The 18,628-nt window shown below is 70.0% G+C and carries 21 protein-coding genes; 19 read left to right on the forward strand and 2 right to left on the reverse strand.

Features of this window, described 5'->3' with window-relative positions; all coding sequences use genetic code 11:
• Positions 1–1,064 (reverse strand): tyrosine-type recombinase/integrase (locus ACWGJM_RS43435; protein WP_453417287.1); only part of this gene is annotated, 1,064 nt, incomplete at its 3' end.
• A 343-nt stretch (positions 1,065–1,407) separates the two neighbouring features.
• Here ACWGJM_RS43435 and ACWGJM_RS43440 point away from each other — a divergent pair.
• The 8 genes from ACWGJM_RS43440 (at position 1,408) to ACWGJM_RS43475 (ending at position 9,837) form a co-directional block, all read left to right on the forward strand.
• Entirely contained in the window at positions 1,408–2,190 is a 783-nt protein-coding gene (locus ACWGJM_RS43440; RefSeq protein ID WP_453417288.1) for a hypothetical protein, read from the forward strand.
• A gap of 220 nt (positions 2,191–2,410) precedes the next feature.
• Positions 2,411–3,679, forward strand: coding sequence for a hypothetical protein (locus ACWGJM_RS43445; protein WP_453417289.1), 1,269 nt, complete (start codon positions 2,411–2,413; stop codon positions 3,677–3,679).
• 225 nt (positions 3,680–3,904) lie between these two features.
• Entirely contained in the window at positions 3,905–4,276 is a 372-nt protein-coding gene (locus tag ACWGJM_RS43450; protein ID WP_453417290.1) for a hypothetical protein, read from the forward strand.
• Positions 4,277–4,393: 117 nt separating this feature from the next.
• Positions 4,394–5,926, forward strand: coding sequence for a hypothetical protein (locus ACWGJM_RS43455; protein WP_453417291.1), 1,533 nt, complete (start codon positions 4,394–4,396; stop codon positions 5,924–5,926).
• Between the two features lie 2 nt (positions 5,927–5,928).
• Positions 5,929–6,321 (forward strand): hypothetical protein, encoded by a 393-nt coding sequence (locus ACWGJM_RS43460; protein ID WP_453417292.1) that lies wholly within the window; start codon positions 5,929–5,931, stop codon positions 6,319–6,321.
• Between the two features lie 82 nt (positions 6,322–6,403).
• Complete coding sequence (locus tag ACWGJM_RS43465; protein ID WP_453417293.1) at positions 6,404–8,962, forward strand: hypothetical protein; 2,559 nt, start codon at positions 6,404–6,406, stop codon at positions 8,960–8,962.
• A gap of 34 nt (positions 8,963–8,996) precedes the next feature.
• Entirely contained in the window at positions 8,997–9,224 is a 228-nt protein-coding gene (locus tag ACWGJM_RS43470; protein WP_453417294.1) for a hypothetical protein, read from the forward strand.
• A gap of 88 nt (positions 9,225–9,312) precedes the next feature.
• Entirely contained in the window at positions 9,313–9,837 is a 525-nt protein-coding gene (locus ACWGJM_RS43475) for a hypothetical protein (protein WP_453417295.1), read from the forward strand.
• A 338-nt stretch (positions 9,838–10,175) separates the two neighbouring features.
• On the opposite strand, the gene ACWGJM_RS43480 is transcribed toward ACWGJM_RS43475, so the two are convergent.
• Positions 10,176–10,415 (reverse strand): hypothetical protein, encoded by a 240-nt coding sequence (locus tag ACWGJM_RS43480; protein WP_453417296.1) that lies wholly within the window; start codon positions 10,413–10,415, stop codon positions 10,176–10,178.
• On the opposite strand from ACWGJM_RS43480, the gene ACWGJM_RS43485 reads away from it, so the two are divergent.
• The 11 genes from ACWGJM_RS43485 (at position 10,393) to ACWGJM_RS43535 (ending at position 18,626) form a co-directional block, all read left to right on the forward strand.
• On the forward strand, positions 10,393–12,795 hold the full coding sequence (locus ACWGJM_RS43485; protein WP_453417297.1) for a DNA translocase FtsK: 2,403 nt from the start codon (positions 10,393–10,395) through the stop codon (positions 12,793–12,795). The genes ACWGJM_RS43480 and ACWGJM_RS43485 overlap by 23 nt on opposite strands.
• Positions 12,796–13,037: 242 nt before the next feature.
• Positions 13,038–13,175, forward strand: coding sequence for a hypothetical protein (locus ACWGJM_RS43490; protein ID WP_453417298.1), 138 nt, complete (start codon positions 13,038–13,040; stop codon positions 13,173–13,175).
• Positions 13,176–13,239: 64 nt separating this feature from the next.
• The gene (locus ACWGJM_RS43495) at positions 13,240–13,902 is read left to right on the forward strand and encodes a hypothetical protein (RefSeq protein ID WP_453417299.1); all 663 of its coding nucleotides are present in this window, start codon (positions 13,240–13,242) and stop codon (positions 13,900–13,902) included.
• Positions 13,903–13,998: 96 nt separating this feature from the next.
• Positions 13,999–14,727: a hypothetical protein gene (locus tag ACWGJM_RS43500; protein WP_453417300.1), complete on the forward strand. Its 729-nt coding sequence runs from the start codon at positions 13,999–14,001 to the stop codon at positions 14,725–14,727.
• Between the two features lie 166 nt (positions 14,728–14,893).
• On the forward strand, positions 14,894–15,487 hold the full coding sequence (locus ACWGJM_RS43505; protein ID WP_453417301.1) for a hypothetical protein: 594 nt from the start codon (positions 14,894–14,896) through the stop codon (positions 15,485–15,487).
• A complete protein-coding gene (locus ACWGJM_RS43510) occupies positions 15,484–15,834 on the forward strand; it encodes a hypothetical protein (RefSeq protein ID WP_453417302.1) in 351 nt (116 codons plus the stop codon). The genes ACWGJM_RS43505 and ACWGJM_RS43510 overlap by 4 nt, the downstream gene beginning before the upstream one ends.
• Positions 15,831–16,790: an AAA family ATPase gene (locus ACWGJM_RS43515; RefSeq protein WP_453417303.1), complete on the forward strand. Its 960-nt coding sequence runs from the start codon at positions 15,831–15,833 to the stop codon at positions 16,788–16,790. Before ACWGJM_RS43510 ends, ACWGJM_RS43515 begins: the two co-directional genes overlap by 4 nt.
• Positions 16,787–17,173: a hypothetical protein gene (locus ACWGJM_RS43520; protein WP_453417304.1), complete on the forward strand. Its 387-nt coding sequence runs from the start codon at positions 16,787–16,789 to the stop codon at positions 17,171–17,173. Before ACWGJM_RS43515 ends, ACWGJM_RS43520 begins: the two co-directional genes overlap by 4 nt.
• Positions 17,170–17,511: a hypothetical protein gene (locus ACWGJM_RS43525; RefSeq protein WP_453417305.1), complete on the forward strand. Its 342-nt coding sequence runs from the start codon at positions 17,170–17,172 to the stop codon at positions 17,509–17,511. The genes ACWGJM_RS43520 and ACWGJM_RS43525 overlap by 4 nt, the downstream gene beginning before the upstream one ends.
• A gap of 225 nt (positions 17,512–17,736) precedes the next feature.
• The gene (locus ACWGJM_RS43530; protein ID WP_453417306.1) at positions 17,737–18,429 is read left to right on the forward strand and encodes a GGDEF domain-containing protein; all 693 of its coding nucleotides are present in this window, start codon (positions 17,737–17,739) and stop codon (positions 18,427–18,429) included.
• Positions 18,426–18,626 (forward strand): hypothetical protein, encoded by a 201-nt coding sequence (locus tag ACWGJM_RS43535; RefSeq protein ID WP_453417307.1) that lies wholly within the window; start codon positions 18,426–18,428, stop codon positions 18,624–18,626. The genes ACWGJM_RS43530 and ACWGJM_RS43535 overlap by 4 nt, the downstream gene beginning before the upstream one ends.
• Positions 18,627–18,628 lie beyond the last annotated feature (2 nt).

Below are 18,628 nucleotides of genomic sequence, written 5' to 3' on the forward strand. Positions count from 1 at the left end.
GCCGCCAGGTTGCAGGAGGATGAAGTCCTCGTCAGGCCCTTCCCTGACCTCGCGACCTGCGGTTTCTCGCCCGTCTGATGCAATTCCTGAGGGTTACTGTAGATCTCGGCCGTGGTCTGCGGGCTGGCATGACCAAGGAGTTCGGCCACGACCTCGATCGGCACCTCGGCCCGCAACAGCCGTGTGGCGTAGGTGTGCCGGCAGGCGTGCGGCGAGAAGTGCGTGATGCCTGTCCGCTTCTGCAGGCGTTCCACCAGCTCGTTGACGTTCGCCCGGCTCATCGGGGAGCCGATCGGCTCGCGGAAGAGATTGACGAACACAAAGTCGCAGTCCAGCGTGCCGTACTCGCTCTCCATGTAGGCGGCGTAGCGGTCGAACAGCTCCGGCCTCACGGGGACGATCCGGCCCTTCATGCCCTTGACGCGGGCCCGGTTGGCATTGTTCTCGCGCGGAACGACGTGCACCTCGCCCTTGCGGAGGTTCAGGTCAGCATGCCGCAGGCCCAGGGCCTCGCTGATCCGCAGCCCCGAGTCGTCGAGGAGCGCGATCAGGAACCGGTCCCGGCGCCGGTTGCAGGCGCTCATCAGCCGCTGGACCTCGTTCTCAGTCAGCGTCCGGGGCGGCTTGCGATGGGCGGGGATGCGGATCGGGCTGTACTCGACTTCGCCGCCCCGCTGGGTGTGCGCCAGCATCGGTGTGTAGGAGCCGGTCGGCTGCCTGCCCAGCAAGTTCCCCAGCAGCGCCGGCACGTCCTCGTCCCGCCGGGCGTGGAACCGGTAGAACGACGCCAGCGCGGCCCGCTTCCGCTGCAACGTGGTGTTCTCCAACGCCTGGCCAACACCGGGCAGCACGAACACCCCCGGCGCACGAGCGAGCTTAGGACGACGCAGCCAGTCGAAGAACTGGGCCAGGACCTCCAAGCGCACGCGCCGGAAGTCGAGACCCGTCTGCTCCAGCCAGACGAAGAAATCCCGCAGGTCGTACGCGTAGCCCTGCACGGTATTCGGCGACGCGCCCCTCGCCGCCAGGTACGCGAGGAACTCCTCCACGGCATCGACGGGCAAGCCGTCGTCCCCCACCACCGTGTACGAGACCGGACCCTCCTCGGACAGCCGCAGCCTCTGCACAGCGAACGACACACCACACCCCAGGACGACATGGACAGGCGAACAGAACCCGTCCATGTAGCACCGAAAGGCCCGACTGTGACAGCGAGTTGGACATCAAAGACACCCAGAAGACTGATCGGCATAGTCGACGACACCGGTGAGCTGCTGCCCGGCGGAGAGATCGTCGCCCCATGCCGTCCCGTGCCGGCCTCCGCGACTGCCTGATCCCACCCGGGCATCCCGCCTGCTTTGCCTGTGAGCCCGGGAGGGCCCCGGGTTTTCGATCATTGGAGGATCGATGGCTGAGCTCATTCCCCTCAAGACGCCGCTGGACGACACCGGTCTGATGTCCCGCTACCAGCCCGGCACCACGACGCGGGCCGCCATGGCCACGGACATCTCCCGCTACCACCATCCACTCTTTGTCCGCTCCGAGCCCGGACGTTTCCCGGGGTGCACGACCTACTCGTTCCAGGCGTTCACCGGCCTCGAAGAGCAGCCGCAGATGCCACTCGAGGCCATCCGTGACAGGACGATGACCCGAGAGCAGTCCACCGCGCTGTCGGACGAATACGACGCCGCGCGGATCCTGTGGTCGAAGGCACGGTTACGGCGGCAGGCTGCACCGCTCCTGAAGAAGGCCGCGCCGCTGTGGGGGGCCTGGACGGCCGCCCACGACCAGCTGGGTGCCACCTTCCGCGAGTTCTGGACCACCGAGGACGGCCGCTGGCGCGCCCAGCTGCTGCGGCTGACCGACGCCGAACGCGCCGCCGAGTCCGCGGCCGAGGCGTTCGACGAGATCGCGGAGAAGCTCTCACAGCTCGCCGAGGAGCAGATCCGGGTCGCGGGCGAGGACGAAGACCTTCCGCTGCGCACCGTCGCGCAGGAGATCGGTCTGGACGCCTCCGACTGGCACATCGTCTGGCCCGACGCCTACAAGGCATCCACGTCGAGCTGGCGCGGCTTCGGCGACCGTCTCGTCGACCGGCTCCACAAGGAGGTCGACGCGCAGCGCGAGCGGCTGCGTGAGGTTCAGGTCATGGCCGGCGACAAGGACCTGAGCGACAGCGAACTCGTCTGACACCCACCCCGGGGCCATCTCGCCCGGGGCTCCCTGTCGGTCCTGCCGATCTACCTCGGCGGGACCGGCAGGGAGCAGCAGGGACTTCCCCCGATCCCGTGCTCCACGGCTGGCCTCCGCGACGGGAGGCCGGCCTTGATGCTGCCGGGCCCGGTACGACCTTCCCCCCGTGCCGGGCCCGGCCCCTTTGTCCCTCAACTGCCTTCAGGAGTGATGAACCATGACACCCACACCCACATCCACTTCCCCTCCCCTGGCAGCGAAGCTGACCCGGGGCCAGCGCATCATCCTCATCGCCGCCGCCGTGCCGATGGTCGTCTTCGCCGGCCTCGGAGCGTGGGGCACCTACAGCAACATCACCGGCGTCTTCCACCGCTCGGCCACCGCCTGGGGTGTGGTCGCCGCCGGTGAGGGCGCCACGCTGTCCCTGGCGCTCGTCTACGTCGGGCTGACCCTGCTGGGCCAGTCTTCGCCGGCCGCCGTCCGGGTCGGGCTGTGGCTGCTGCCCGCAGCGGCCTCCGGCACCGGCGCCGCCGTCGCGCAGACCGCTACCGAGGCGATCGTCTTCGCCGTCACGCCGCTGGCCATGTGCTCCTCTGCGGAGGGCATGGGCCTGCTGGCCCGCCGCATCGTCATCCGGGTCACCGGCGTCGACATGGAGGCCCAGCGCCGGACCGCGAAGACGATGCAGCAGCTCGCGTACCACCGGGCCCGTGCCGCGAACCACCCCGACGAGAAGACGCGCAAGGAGTCGGAGCTGAAGTCGTGGGACCTGGCAAAGAAGGTCGGCACGGGCGACGCGACGCTCGGCGCGGGCCTCGTGACGGTTCAGCGGGACCGGATGACGGCAGGCGCGAACGACGCGCTGGCCGGCATGTTCGACCTGACATCCGTCACGCCCGCGCTTCCCGGCACGACCGGGCGCGACGGTTCTGGCACGGGGTCCGTCACGGACCAGGCGGTCCGTCACACCGACGGCACGCACTCCGTGACGAACCCGCCGCCCCGTGACGCCGCCGTCACGAGCGGCCCGGAGGGTGCGACGCAGGCAGGCACGCAGGTCAGCGGCGACACGACTGCGCGGCCGTCACAGTCCACGGAATCCGTCACGGACACCGTGACGCACACCGTCATGGGCGCCGTCGCGCACGGTGTGACGGAAACCGTCACGGTCGACGGCTCTGTCACGCCCGGGTCGGTCACGGACGAGACGCCGTCACAGGAGTCGTCGCACCCCGTCACCCTCGAAGAGGTCGCGGCCGTCGCGGGCGTGCCCACCCCGGTGACGGGCGAGCGGTTGACCGAGGCGCAGCTGGAGGTCGTCCTGCGGCACCTGCGCTACTCCGACGATCCGCCGCTGTCGTACCGCCAGGCCGTCGCTGCCTTCCGCGACGCCGGTTTCGTCGGTGGCGAGGAGCGGGTGCGCCGCGTCTGGGGTCACCTGATGTCGCACGAGGAGTCCGAGACGCCCGAGAAGACCGACGCCTGAGCGGTGTCCGGCACCACCAGTGAAGGCCAACTCGCCCCGGAGGGTTGGCCTTTGCTGCGACTGCCGGAAGCAGTCGAAAAGGTGCATAGCAGTCCGGTGAGTGAGCTGGTGAGTGACCCGGTGAGCGGAACGTTCGCAGACCCGGCAGCAGACCCGGCGAGCAGACCCGGCGCGCTCTGCACCCCCCACCCGGCCCCCCGAACGAACGGAGGAAAACCAGGTCCGATGGGTGGATCCGCGTACTGGATAAAAGAGGTCAAAAAGGCTGACGCGCGATCCCCCAAGGAGGGTGCGATCAAGCGACTGGACCGGCTGCACGGCGTACTGCGCCGACTCGATCCGGTGGTCGCCGACCGCGCCTGGCGCGACGTCGGCAACCTCCTCCAGCAGACCACCGACCGCCACTCCGTACGCGGTTCTGCGTACTGGACGAAGGAGATCAGAGAGGCGGACGGGAGGTCCGCCAAGGAGGGTGCGATCAAGCGACTCGACCGGCTGCGCGGCGTGCTGCGCGACCCCGATCCGGTGGTCGCCAACCGCGCCTGGCGCGACGTCCGCGACGCCCTCCAGCGGATCACCGACCGCTACACACGGTGATCGTTCACTCATTCATTCACCCCGGGGGGAGATGAACGCGACCCGGCCCTACACGCGTACGTACGCGCACGAGGGCCGCGTTCACTCCCCCCGGTTGCAGTCCGTGAGGGGAATGCGATGGAAGTTCTGCTTCTCGCGGTGTGCGCGTGGCTCGTCCACACGCATGGCGCGCAGAGCGAGCAGGCGAAACTGGGGCTGTCCCCGGCGCAGCGAGACATCCTTCGGGAGAAGACCCGGCACGAGAAGACCGTGCAGAAGATCGCCGACAAGCACGGCATCGCTGCGCCCGCCGAACGCAAGCCTGGAGTCTCGCCGTGGAAGGAGGCGCCGGCCTCGGAACGCGACCCGGCGCTCACGCTCCCGGAGGCGTTCCGGTCCGGCTGGCGCGGCCACACCCGGATCGAGCGGGTGGCCACCCCGGTGGGGCGCCGCGCCGGCCTGTGGGCCGCGCAGGGCGTTGCCTGGGCCAAGGACACGGGCAAGGGCGCGGTACGCGAGTACCGCCGGCGACGTCGTGCGGAAGGCCACCCGGACCCGGCTCCGGTGCTCGTCCCGCTGCCGCCGGCCCACCCGCCGACGGTGCCGCCGGTCCCGGCGGAGCCGCCGACCGCCGGAACCGACAGCGGCAAGGGCGAGGGCGTATCCCTGGCCAGGCCGGACCCGCCGTCGGAGCCTGAAGCAGGCGAGAAGCCCCCTGAGGGGACCTCTGAGCCGCCAACGGCCGACGACGGGGCTCCAGGTGCCGCAACCACCCCAACGGCCCCTGAGGAAGCCGCACATGGCCCCGACGACGGGGAGGTGGACTGGGCGAGCGTGTACGCCTGGGACCCGTCGTTGGACGATTTCACGGCTCCCAGCGTCCCTGACGGGGCGGAGGCACCTGAGGGAGCCGCAGATGGGCCCGCGCCGGTACCGGAACCCCGCAGCTCGGAGGAGACGGACCCGGTGCCCGGCCAGGCACCGCCACGGACGCTTCCGGGCCGGCAGCCCATCTACATCCCGCTTGAGGGCGAGGAACGGGCAGCCCGTCTGGCGGACCTCGAGAAGAAGAAGCGCGTCACGGAAGGCGGCACGGCCGTGACGGACACCGTCAGACCGCCCGCACCTGCCGTGACGGAACCCGACCCGGCCGTCGCACCTGCCGTGACGGATCCCGGAGCGGCCCCGACCGAATCGACGAACACGAAGGAACCGGCCGCCGCCGGAGGAGGAGTTGGGCGAATGGCAGCAGAGGTCTCGTACGAGTCCGTCGTGGACGAGAGCGACGAGCTCTCCCTGATGTGCGAAGACGACCTGGTCGTCTACGACCGCATCGGCAAACGGTGCCAGCGCGAGATCAGCCGCGCCGACTCCCTGCTCGCGGCCATGGAGGCCAAGGGCTTCGGACCGAGGGTCATGGCCTGGGTCACCCGAGGCAAGGAGCAGTACGGGGTGATCGACTCGGAGCTCGACCAGCTGAAGTCGAACACGAAAGCCCAGGGCGAGGCCGTCGTGAAGGCCAAGGCCCTGCTGGTGGCCGGCCAGGGTCTCTACGCGGACATCGCCAAGGACATGGAGTCCGTGGCCGACCGCGACGTCTACATCTCCGACGCGGTCGACGCCGAGGACACTGCCGCGCACACCGAGATCTACGAGACGAGGGGAGCCTGACCATGAGCGCAACCAAGACCGTCGGCGCGGTCGTCACCTACGCCGCCGTCCTCGCGAGGGCTGCGGCGTACGGCATCCGCGCCGCCAACACCAAGCGGGCCGTGGAACGGCTCAAGTCGCGCTTCGACGACCGCGGCGCCTCGGCGAAGTACCTGTCCGAGGCGATGACGGTCCTCGAGGTCGACGAGCCGACCACCACCGCCTACATGGAGGTCTCGACGCTGTCGGAGGCCATGTCGGCCAACGTCGGCTCGATCGTCTCGGCCTCCGACAGCCTGTCGACCGTGGCGCAGGGCCTGGCCGAGGAGACCGCGGGCCAGCACGGCCGGATGGCGGACGCCAACAAGACCCACCACGTGCCGATGGCCAGCCGCCAGTTCATCAAGCCCCAGTAGGCGCCAGACACGACACCACCAAGGGCGGGGGCCGCAGTCGCGGCCCCCGCCCTTGTGGCATCCCGGAATCGGAGAAAGCCGGATGGCAGCAACGACCGAAACGACGACGGAAGAAGAAGACACTCCGCAGGAGCTGACTGGGCTGCGCGCCCGTGCGGCCCGGATGCAAAACCCCGGCCTGTACGTGGGATCCGGCCTCGGCATCGCCTCCGGCCTGCTGTCCGGCGACCCGCTCCTGTTCACCACGATCGGCGCCACCGGCCTCGCGGCCGGCTGGACCGCTCTCGCCGTGAACCCCGGCCCGTGGCGCTGGCTGCCTGGGCACGGAGAGCCGTGGGAGTGGCTGTCCCGCAGCAGCCGGCGCGGCTACCGGCGCAAGGTCCGCCGGATGCGCCGCCGCCTCGCCCTCGACGACGGCTACACGCCGTCCGTGGGCAGCGACGGCCTGCTCGTGCCGACCATCGGCATCGCCGACGGCTGGCGCCACCGCGACGACCGCGCCGAACTCGTCCGCGCGGCGAAGGCCGAGGCCTACCGCGTCCGCTGCGCGACACTGCGCCGGATATGGGCCAACGGCCTGCCCGACTGGGAGAGCGGCTGGTGGCGCCGGTACACGCCCGCCGAGATGGCGCTGCGAGCCGGACCTCTGGTGGCGATCCCCGCCAGCGGCTTCATGGACCTGCCCTGGTGGGCTCGCATCGTCGGCGCCTCGCTCGGGTCGGCATGGGGCTCGTGGGTCTGGGACCGTCCCGATCTGGCCGTCGAACCGGCCGGACACCCGGAAGGGGCGAACTGGTACCTGGCCCGGTGGGATGAGTGGATCGCCTGCGAGCGCGGCCCGCTGCCAGACTCCAAGCTCGTCAACGTCGACCTGGACGACGACAAGCTGACCGCGATCATCGTCTCCACCACCGCCAGACCCGCCCTGTCCGTCGGCCAGGACGAGATCTCGATCGCGTTCGACGTGCCGCCCCGGGCGGTCAACGTGTACCGGCCCGACGACATGTCCGCCAGCCGAGCCAAGCTCACCGTCCGGCTGCGCACCGCCGCGGCCGCCGATCTGGACATGGACGACCTTCCGGCCGTGTGGGAGGAGTTCGGCCCGTACGGCGGCAGCGAGTTGTACGACGTGCAGGAGACGGAGTTCGGCCGCCAGTTCAAGATCCTGATGCCGCGCCGCGGTGCCTCGGTCGCCGAGGTGCAGCCGCGCAGCATCGCCCAGGCTCTCGACCTGCCCGGCGAGGACGCCGTCGCACGGCTTCACCTGCGCGTGATCGACGCCCGCAGGATCGAAGTCAACGAGATGAGCACCAACCCGCTCCAGGACGGGGTGGCGCTCGACCTGCGGGCCCTGACCATGGACGACCAGGGCTATGTCACGGTCGGCAAGGACATCTACGGCCGCCCGGCGAAGTGGCGGCTGCTGAAGTTCGACCCCATGCGCCGCGGCATGTCCGGGCGCCCGTCCGCATCCGCGGTGCACTCCTTCGGCTCCGGAACCACCGGCGCCGGCAAGACCTCCCTCGAGGAAGACCTCCAGGTCGCCCAGCGCATCAACGGCTTCATCTCCTGGCTGGCCGACGGCAAGGGCGGCGCCGGGTACGCATCCTGGTTCGGGGACCTCGACTGGCTGGTCAAGTCCCCGGTCGGGGCCATGCTCATGGGCCAGGGCGCCAACCGGGTCAGCGAGTACCGCTACAGCGAGCAGATGAAGATGCAGTGGCTGGACGCGGAGGGGTTCATCGAGCAGGGCCGGTCCTTCTTCGTGCCCGGCGAGCCCTTCGCCCCGATGGCCGTCACGTGGGACGAGTTCAACGAGATGGTCCTCAAGGACCCTCAAGCCTTCCACGTCAAGCCGCTGACGCGCGCCATGTCCAGCGTGGGCCGCCTCTCCAGGGCGGCCGGGGTCGCCGCACGTGCCTGGGTGCAGATCCCGAACCTGGACTCCATCGGATCCGACAGCAGCGCGAACGCCATTCGCGACATGCTCCAGTCCGGGAACATCGGCCTGTTCCGCACAGCCCGCGCCGACGTCGACGTGATGTCGCTCGGCTCCCGCACCCCGGAATTCCGCCTAGAACCCCTCCCCGACCGGTTCCCGGACGGGTCCGAGACCGGCGGCCTGTTCTACCTCGCGGACGGCAAAGCCCAGTACACCCAGTCCCGGGCGATGTTCCACACCAACCCCGCCCGCGTCGCCCGGCAGTTCCCCATGCCGACCCTCACCGACCAGGAGGCCGAGGCGGCCGGCACCGCGTACCTGCGGCGCGAGGAGTACCGCTACATGGACGCCGCTGAGGAGGAAGCCTTCCTCCTCGACCTGATCAAGCAGGAGCAGTCCAAGAACAACCCGAACACCACCGTCATCGACCTCAAGCCCGCCCCGGCCGTCGACACGGAAGACGACAGCGCCGAGGACGAGGACCTGGACGAACTCGTGCCCCTCACCCGCACCCAGAAGGTCTGGTCCGCGGTCGACGGCGGTGCCCGCCGCAACAAGCAGATCGCCGAGGTCACCGAGCTCAAGCCGTCCAACGTCGCGAACGCCACGACCCGCCTGGAACGGCTCGGCAAGCTCACCCAGATCGACCGCGACTGGTACACGGCCGCACCCCTCGACGGCGAACGCGTCGACGCCTGACCCGCCCAGCCCTCACCGAATCGGAGACATCCCCATGACCCTCACCACCACCGGCCTCTTCCTGATCGTCTGCATCGGCCTCGGCATCTGGTTCAAGAAGGACAGCTCCTTCCGCCGCCGGGAATTCCTCGCCGTCTCCCTGTTCTGGATCCTCCTGGTCGCCACCCCCTGGGGAGCAGGTGGCGTCCAGAAGGTCCAGGACATGCTCGGCAACGGAGTCCAGTCGGCCACCCAGACCGTCAACTCCGTCTCGTCCAAGTAGAACCACCCCCAGCCGAGAGGCGGCCCGCTCGGCGCGGGCCGCCTCTCGCGTCCACCCCTCGACACTCGCCAGCAAGGAGACACACGACATGGCCGACGACCTCGCAGGCCTCAAGCGGGGACAGACGGCTCAGGAAGCGGTCGACGAGGCACGCATGCTGGCCAACTGGTACAGCAGTAACGCCCCCACGACCACCAGACTCGTTGCCCCCGACCTTCCCCCGCCCAAGCCCGCCACGGGAGACGACGTGCCGTTCGATCGGCACGGACGACCGCCCATGTCCAAGCGGGCCACGGACCACGCGGCGCTCGTTCTCGTGTACTCGTTCGGCTCGCTGCCGGTCAGCGCCGCCATCTCGCTGGTGTTGTGGCGGCTGTCCCACGTCAGCCCGACGACGCTGACCATCGTCGGCGTGGGCACCGTCGGAGTGATCACGTCGATCGGTGTCGCAGCCCGAATGATCGGGCGCGCCGTACGCGACGGCGCCTCCGCCCTCCCGACCCCCACGGTCAACCACTACACGGGCCCGAACTACGTGCAGCACAACGAACTGCACACCGAAACCAAGTGGTTCGGCACCACCAACAACGAACTCCCCAGCAACAGGGAGTGACGTTGGCCTCGCACGATATCGCCCGATTCCGCATTATCCCGCTCCACCAGTGATCGGCCGTTCTCCGTACGCCCCCGCTCGCCGCCCCAACAGGCGGAACCGCGGGGCCGTGCGGTGTCCGCCCGGCCACCCAGACCGCGTCCTGGCGGTCCTCGTCACCAACTTCCCTTGCCGGGGCGGCGCGCCCCCGTCTCTGGCCGGCAGTCGTCGTCCTCATCGCCTACGTCGGCCTCGCGCTCGTCGTGACCTCGCTTGCGTAACGGCAGAAGACCCGGGCCACGTCACGGCGCCGGCAGATGACCGATCCGCCAGGTCCCCGTCACCCAAGCACCGCCTGCCTACCCAACCTCCCTGGAGGCCACCGTGAAGAAGACGCCCACCAAGAAACCCGCCGCAAAAAGGGCCGCAGCCAAGAGGACCCCCGCCAAGAGGGCACCGGCCAAGACCACACCGGCCAAGAGGGCCGCGGCGAAGAGGACGCCCGCAAAAAGGGCCGCGGCGAAGAGGTCCCCCGCCAAGAGGACCGCCGCGAAATCGGCGCCCAGCTTTACCAGGATGATGTCCCGGCTGTTCCGCACGATGGGGCGGGGCGCCAGGAACCTCGACCCGGCACACCGCAAAGACGGCGCCGCACTGCTGTTGTTCGCCCTCGCGCTGATCATCGCCGCGGGCACCTGGGCCGACCTCAAGGGCCCGGTCGGCGACCTGGTCGAAATCCTGGTGACCGGCGCCTTCGGGAGGCTCGACCTGCTCGTGCCGATCCTCCTCGTGGTGATCGCCGTCCGGCTCGTCCAGCACCCCGAGAAACCCACGGCAAACGGCCGCATCGTGATCGGCCTGTCCACGCTGCTGATCGGCGTCCTCGGACTGATCCACATCGCGTCCCACTCGCCCGCGCGGAACGACGGCATGCAGGCCATTCGGGACGCCGGCGGACTGATCGGCTGGGGCGTCGCGACCCCGCTGACCTACACCGTGAGCGACGTGCTGGCCGCACCACTGCTGGTGCTGCTCACTGTCTTCGGGCTACTGGTCGTCACGGCCACCACGGTCAACGCCATCCCGCAGCGGCTGCGGGCGCTCGTCGTGCACCTCGGCGTCGTCCAGGAGCGGACAGCCGACATGCCCAGTGAGGACGACGAGCGATTCCCGGAGCAGCTGCACGAGCCGCCGCCAGCCGCGCGCGCCCGCCGTCGCGGGCCCGTCGAAGAGGCGTACGACCCCGACGGCATCGACCAGGCGGCCCTCGCGCCGCGCGGGAATCTCAAGGCCGCAGCAACGCCGGCCCTCGCCGCGCAGCCGCCCGCGATGACGTCGACTCCCCTGGTGGTCCCCGACCTCACCAAGGCGCCGTCCGCTGGCGAGGAGCGCGATGTTCCCGCGCGACCGGAACAGCTCCGTCTGTCCGGTGACATCACGTACGCGCTGCCCTCGCTCGAACTCCTCGCGCGCGGCGGGCCCGGCAAGGCGCGTAGTGCCGCCAACGACGCGGTCGTCGGGTCGCTGACGAACCTCTTCTCCGAGTTCAAGGTCGACGTTGCCGTCACCGGCTTCACGCGCGGGCCGACGGTCACGCGCTACGAGGTCGAGCTCGGTCCGGCCGTGAAGGTCGAGCGGATCACCGCGCTGACGAAGAACATCGCGTACGCCGTCGCCAGCCCGGAGGTGCGGATCATCTCCCCGATCCCCGGCAAGTCCGCGGTCGGCATCGAGATCCCCAACACCGACCGCGAGATGGTCAACCTCGGTGACGTGCTGCGGCTGGCCGCGGCCGCCGAGGACGACCATCCCCTGCTGGTGGCGCTCGGCAAGGACGTCGAGGGCGGCTACGTGATGGCCAACCTCGCGAAGATGGCGCACATCCTGGTCGCCGGAGCCACCGGCTCCGGCAAGTCCTCGTGCATTAACTGCCTGATCACTTGCATCATGGTGCGCGCGACCCCCGAGGACGTCCGCATGGTCCTCATCGATCCCAAGCGCGTCGAGCTGACCGCCTACGAGGGCATCCCGCACCTGATCACGCCGATCATCACCAACCCGAAGCGGGCCGCCGAGGCCCTCCAATGGGTCGTACGCGAGATGGATCTGCGCTACGACGACCTCGCGGCGTACGGGTTTCGGCACATCGACGACTTCAACGCCGCCGTACGAAACGGCACAGTGAAGGCGGCGGCGGGCAGCGAGCGGGAGCTCCAGCCGTACCCGTACCTGCTGGTGATCGTCGACGAGCTCGCCGACCTGATGATGGTCGCCCCGCGCGACGTCGAGGACGCGATCGTGCGCATTACGCAGCTCGCGCGCGCGGCCGGCATCCACCTGGTGCTTGCCACCCAGCGGCCCTCGGTGGACGTCGTCACCGGTCTGATCAAGGCGAACGTGCCCTCACGGCTCGCCTTCGCCACCGCCTCGCTCACCGACTCGCGCGTCATCCTCGACCAGCCCGGCGCCGAGAAGCTGATCGGCAAGGGCGACGGACTGTTCCTGCCGATGGGGGCGAGCACACCGGCCCGTATGCAGGGCGCCTTCGTGACCGAGAACGAGATCGCGGCCGTCGTCCAGCACTGCAAGGAGAAGATGACGCCCGTCTTCCGGGACGACGTCGTGGGCACCCAGCAGAAGAAGGAGATCGACGAAGAGATCGGCGACGACCTCGACCTGCTGTGCGAGGCGGCCGAACTGGTCGTCTCCACCCAGTTCGGTTCGACGTCCATGCTCCAGCGCAAGCTCCGGGTCGGCTTCGCGAAGGCCGGGCGGCTGATGGACCTCCTAGAGTTCCGCGACATCGTCGGTCCCAGCGAGGGCTCCAAGGCGCGCGCCGTCCTGGTGAAGCCGGATGAACTGGACGGGGTGTTGGAACTGCTGCGTCCCATACCCGGCAGCGCGCAAGGAGAAGACGCGGACCCCGACAGCCTCCAGGAGCGGGTTCGGACCGCGACTGGCGGAGAGCGGCTGCAATGAGCCGCTCCCGCCGCCATGGAGTCGGCGGGCAGCAAGCTGACCACAGCGATCACCACGCCTTCTCCGCGGCGGTACAGGGCCGACCACAACGCGGGACCGGGCACTCCAACGCCCAGGCCCGTCATGGTCGGCCCCACCAACACCCCGACCACGGCAGATCAGGCAACACGTTGCCTGATCGTGACCGGTGGTCGGGGCTGATGGTCGCCGTCCTGGTCGGGGCCGACGGGTGAGGTGCCCCCATGGACTTCACGCCCGCGCTCCCCTCGGACGGCAACACAGCAGACAACCCCATCGGATCTCAGGACGAGCACATGACCGTCGCCGCCCAACGCGACGCGCACCACCGACTGCTCGGCCCCCTTCCGCAGGCCGCCTGATCCCGGATCGGGCGGCCTGCGCCTTTCCCACACCGCTCCCGAACTCCCCAAGGAGGAGAACCTCATGGGCAAGACCATGCGCACCACCGCCGCCATCGCCATGGCCGGCTTCGAAAACCTCGTCATGCTCGCCGCCGCCGGAACCGGCGGCGTACTGGGCTACAACGCGCCCGCCCTGCTGACCACCGCCGGAGTCGACGGCTGGCCCGGCCGCACCACGCCGACCTGGGCAGCCTTCTGCGCCGGCCTCACCGCAATCACCTTCGCCTTCGGCGTCAGCGAGCTCGTCGACTCGTTCATGTCGCCGCTGCGCACCCTCACCCGCACCTCGACCTCCCCGGCCTACGGGCTGGACACACAGGAGACGGACGAGGACCTGCCCACCGACGCCGAGGAACTCATCGACCGCCTGACCGAGGCCGCCCGGGCCGGCGGCGCCCACGACGCCGCGATGTACTCCGGGAAGATCGACCCCGCCGGGAACCTCCTGCACAGCGCCAAGCTGTGGGTGGGCATCGACGGCACTAGCGCCCTTTTCCCCCTCACCGACGGCGCCTACGTGCACTACCGCAAGAACGAGGACGGCAAGTTCGCGACCCACGAATACGCCTTCATCGTCCCGGAGACCGAGGACGAGCCGGTCCCCGTCACGTCCATGGACCAGGTGCGTGACCTCCTGGAGCAGCACCTCAACCACGAGGCGGAGGACGAGCCGGTCAGCGCCTGACCTGCCGGACCCCTGTGCCGCACCGACCCCTCGCGGGCCGGGGCAGCGCAGAGGCCCGACAGACGGGCTCCGACCGACACGGAAGGCCAGCGCCCCATGACGACCATGGACATCACCCACAGCCGCGCGGAGGCACTCGAGTCCGCCGAAGCAGTGGGCCCCAGCACCCGAGCCACGGAAACGCCGATGATCAGCGAGCTGGTCGTGGCGACGCTCTACCTGGAGCACTTGGCCGAGACGGCCGGCCCGCCCGAGGACGAGAGGGCCGCTCACCTGAACGGCATCACGCCCGAGCAGCAGCGCTTCTTCGTCCTGGGCAACGCAGACCGCATCCGCGGGGCCCTCGACAAGATCACCGCCCCGTACGAGACGCCCGCACCGCTGGTCCCCCCCGACTCCGGCCTGGCCGAAGACGACGGCCGCGACCTCCAGTCGCCGACCTGCTGCCACCCGACCGACGTCACGGCGACCGTCGCCGCCGCGTTTCCGGAGACGGCAGCTGTGTGTGCCGTACTCGCCGGCGACCGGAACGATGCTCAGCGGATCGTCGCAGCCATGCTCCCCGACGAGCGCGCCGCGTTCGCGAGCCAGCTCGACGAACTCCGCAAGCTCATCGGCCTGGTCTGCGACAACTGCGGTTGCCTGGCCGAGCTCGGGACCGGCACGACCGACCCCTTCGCCGCGGTGTGCCGCTTCCTGTGCGCCGCGTGCACGGCCGAACTCCGGAGCAACCGCAGCACCACCTCCCCCCGGCCGGCCGGGGCAACGAGCGGCTCGCCCGCCTCGCCGACATCGCCCACCTCGATCAACCCCGAGACGGCCTGACGCTCTACGGCCCGCCGAGTTCTCGCGGCGCAGCCAAGGACACGGGGCCTGCGGAGACCGGCTCCGCTATCACGCCCGCCTCCGAGCGATCGGCACGCTCGCCGCCCGGCGAAGAGACCGGCCGCCCGCTCCCCTTTCACCCTTCGAGATCAGGAGAGATCCCAACATGCCCCGTCTGCCCCTGAACGTGGAACGCCTCGCCCTGTTCGGCACGCTACTGAGCGTCTTCGGCGAGCTTCACCCCGCCTGCGACCACTGGGTCCAGGGCTCGAAAACGGCTTCGCGTAAGCGGCTGTACGGCGACCACCTCGTCTACCGTGACGGGCGCCCCGCCGACTTCGCCGAAGAGCGCGGCAACGAGCCAACCCTGAGTGCCAGTGCCCTCGGCAGGCGCGCGGTCTGTGCCCACGTCGCGTCCTACACCGCCGTACAAGTCGCCGCGACCATCGGCATCACACGCGCGTTCGGCTACCGCGTGAAGCCCGCGGCGCTGCTCGCTGGGACGATCATCAATGCCGGGACGCACGCGGCGATCGACCGCGGTGCCTTACTGATGTGGCTCGCCGGCAAGACCGGCAAGACCGGCTACATCGAGCACTGCAAGGCCGTCCGCGTCGACGACAAGGACCAGGTCACCTCCGAGCTGACCGGACCCGGCAGCGCGTGGATGGAGCTGGACGCGGCCCTGCACCGCGCGATCGGCGTCGGCGCGGCCGCCGTCACCACCTGGCTCACCACCCGCCCCCGCGGCCACCGATGACTGGCACCCCCCGCACTCGCCTGGACCGCGTACGTGCCTCGGTGGGCATCGCCGCCCTGGCCCTCCAGCAGATCCAGGACGACCTCACCGCCAACGACATCGACCAGGCGGAGTTCGCCGCGATCCTGCGCGAACTGTCCGAGGACACCGACCCGCCGGGTGGGTTCATGGCGTTGCTCGCGCAGCTGCTCTCCGTCGCCGCGCAGCGAGCCGAGCAGATCGAACCCGACCGTGACGGCGACGCCTCCTGCCCGCTGCACGAGGCCGCCGCCCTCATCACTGACCACGCCGGGATGCGCCTGATCTGGGCCGCCCGCGCCCTCGCCCCGCAAGGAGACCGCATATGACCTCGCCGATGCCGCTGTACCCGGACCTGCCGGAAAGCTGCCTGATTGTCCTCATCGGCGCGTCCGGCGCCGGGAAGAGCACGCTCGCCGACACCTGGCCCGCCTCCCAAGTCCTCTCCCTGGACGCCCTGCGCGGCGCGGTCAGTGACGACTGCGGCTGCCAAGCAGCAACAGGTGACGCGGTCGACGTCCTGCACCTGCTCCTCGAGCGCAGGATGGCCCGGCACCTGTTCACTGTCATCGACGCCACGAACGTCACCCGTGAGGCCAGGGAGCCACTGGTCGCCGCCGCCAAACGGCACAACATGCCTGTCATCGCGGTCATGGTGCCCACCCCGGCATCCGTGTGTGTGGAACGGCAGGGCCCACGCCCGGCGAACCGGACCGTGCCACACGACACGGTCCTCGCGCAGCACAAGGCCATGGTCCACTCCCGCCCCACGCTCCTGGCGGAAGGCTTCCATGAGGTCGTCTTCGCTGACAGCCTCTACCGGCTGCTGCCGCACCTTCAGCGGCTGAGCGAGAAGCGGACCGCCGACCTCGGGCTGGACGACGGCGACGGGCTGGGCGACCTGCTGCTCGTACGCCGTACCTTCGGCCCAGAGATCCTGCCGCTGTGGCGGTGGAAGGACGGCTCCGACATCGCCGGCGGCGACCGTGTTGCCGAGATCCGCCTCGGTCAGCAGTACCTCACCCTCGCCCTGCGCACGAACGTCGACGGCGAGGGCGACGTCGGCTTCGACGTCCTGCTGCCCTGCCCCTTCGACGACGAATGCAGCGGCTACGCGTGGGCACCGGCCTACAGCATCACCTGCCTGCACCGTGCACTCACCGGCGCGATGGACGGCAGCGAGGACATCGTCTGCACCGTCCACGGCGGCTTCGACGACGTCGACCAGGAGGCCGACGACCACGCCCTTCAGGCGCTGCACGAAACCAGCGGGGCCCTGCGGTGACCTTCCGTGAACGCAGTTCCTTCCCCGGCTGGAACGACTGGCGTCTGGCCCGCGAAGCGGTCTGGCTGCGCAGCAAGACCTGTGACAACGACCCACAGGCGGAAAAGGACCAGCGGATCAGCAAGGCGTTCACGGCCGACGAAGCCCGCCGGATCGATGCCTACCTGGCCGCAGGAGTGCCCGACACCGGCCGCCTGACTGCGATCGAAGCCCGCCTCGACGACGCCACCGATGACACGAAGTGGCTGGCCAAGCAGCTCAAGCAGGCCTGGGCGCAGATGGGCAAGCTGCGCGACCGGCTTGACGACGCCGGAAGCCTCATGGACCCCGACTACGCCGCCAGCGCCATCGGATACGTCCGATGGTCCCGGGAGAACGAATGAGCGCGCCGCACCCGCAGACCGGAACAGCAAAGCGCGGCCGGCCAGCCGCAGACCGCTGGTTCACCCCCCGCACCGCACGCAGGGACATCGTTGGTGTCCGCGTAGCCACATGCGTGGGCGAGTTCACCGTCATCGGCACCGTGGCGACGTTCACCGGCGTCCTGGCCGCCCTGCCCTTTTCCGCAACAGTGGCCTGGATCGCCTGGGCACTGGGCGGCTGCCTCGTGGCCGCCCTTCTCGGGATCGGCTTCGACCACCTGACCACTCGCCTCTTACGCCGCGACCGCGGCCGCCCCGCATCCCCGCAGCAAAACCCCAAGAAAGGCCACACGACGTGATCCCCGGCACGCAGCCGGACAGCCGAACAGCGCGCGGGCTTCCACCCGGCTTGGAGATCACGTGGCCTCCCGCGAAGGCCAGCCTCTGGCACAACCCCGCCAACTGGACCAGCCGCAGCGACTTCGCGCAGTAACTCCGCCCCGGGACAGGCGCCAACGGCGTCCAACCAAGCCGCCTGTCCCGGGCCCATCCATCCCGTACGAGACGAGACGGAGGACACCAGTATGGCGTCCCACCTGCGCGCACACGCCCTGATTGGGCAGCGCGCCCTCTACCTGACGACGGCCGCGATCCCGCTGACCGGATGGGCCGTTCACGCCACGGCGCTGCACCGCCGCTTGGCGGTGGCTCGCCGCGACCCGCTCACCGGCCTGCACGCCCGCCCCGGCTATGTCCAGCACGCGACCCGCTGCCTGAACCGTCACCGGGACCAAACGATGCTCGTGTTCCTGGACATGGTCGGCTTCAAGGCCGTCAACGACCACCTCGGACACGACACCGGCAACGCCCTCATCATCGCCGTCGCCGGGCGCCTGGAGCAGTGGGTCGGCGACGACGGAATCGCCGCACGCCTCCACGGTGACGAGTTCGCCGCCGCCCTCACCTGTCCCACCCCCGACCGCCCCCAGCGTCTGCAGCAACTGCACCACCTGCTCCACCAGAGCGTCGACATCGACGGCGAGGCGGTCGACGTCGCGGTGTCCATCGGCGCGTCCAGCCCCAGCGACCTGCACTCCCGCGACTTCAGCTACGTGCTGCGCGGCGCCGAAGGCGCGATGTACGAGCACAAGCGAGAGGGCACCGGCCTGTACCGCATCGCCACCCCAGACCACGCCAACGAGCCGACCGTCAACGGCCGGCGCCTCGGACGCGCGGGCACCACCGACCACCCCCTCGCCCCGGAGGACCTGCGATGACCCTCTCCCCCATCGCGGACGCCACCCTGCTAGCCCGGCTGACCCGCGAAGCCGCCCCCACCGACGAATACTTCCGCACCCGCACCCGCACCCCGGCCGGGTCGGCGCCGCTGCCCCCCCGGCAGCAGCGCACCAACTACGAGACGCTCGCCACGGCCTCCCAACGTCCCCAGACCGCGCCGGACCAGGGACTGTAAAT

Source organism: Streptomyces sp. NPDC054834 (assembly GCF_053611185.1).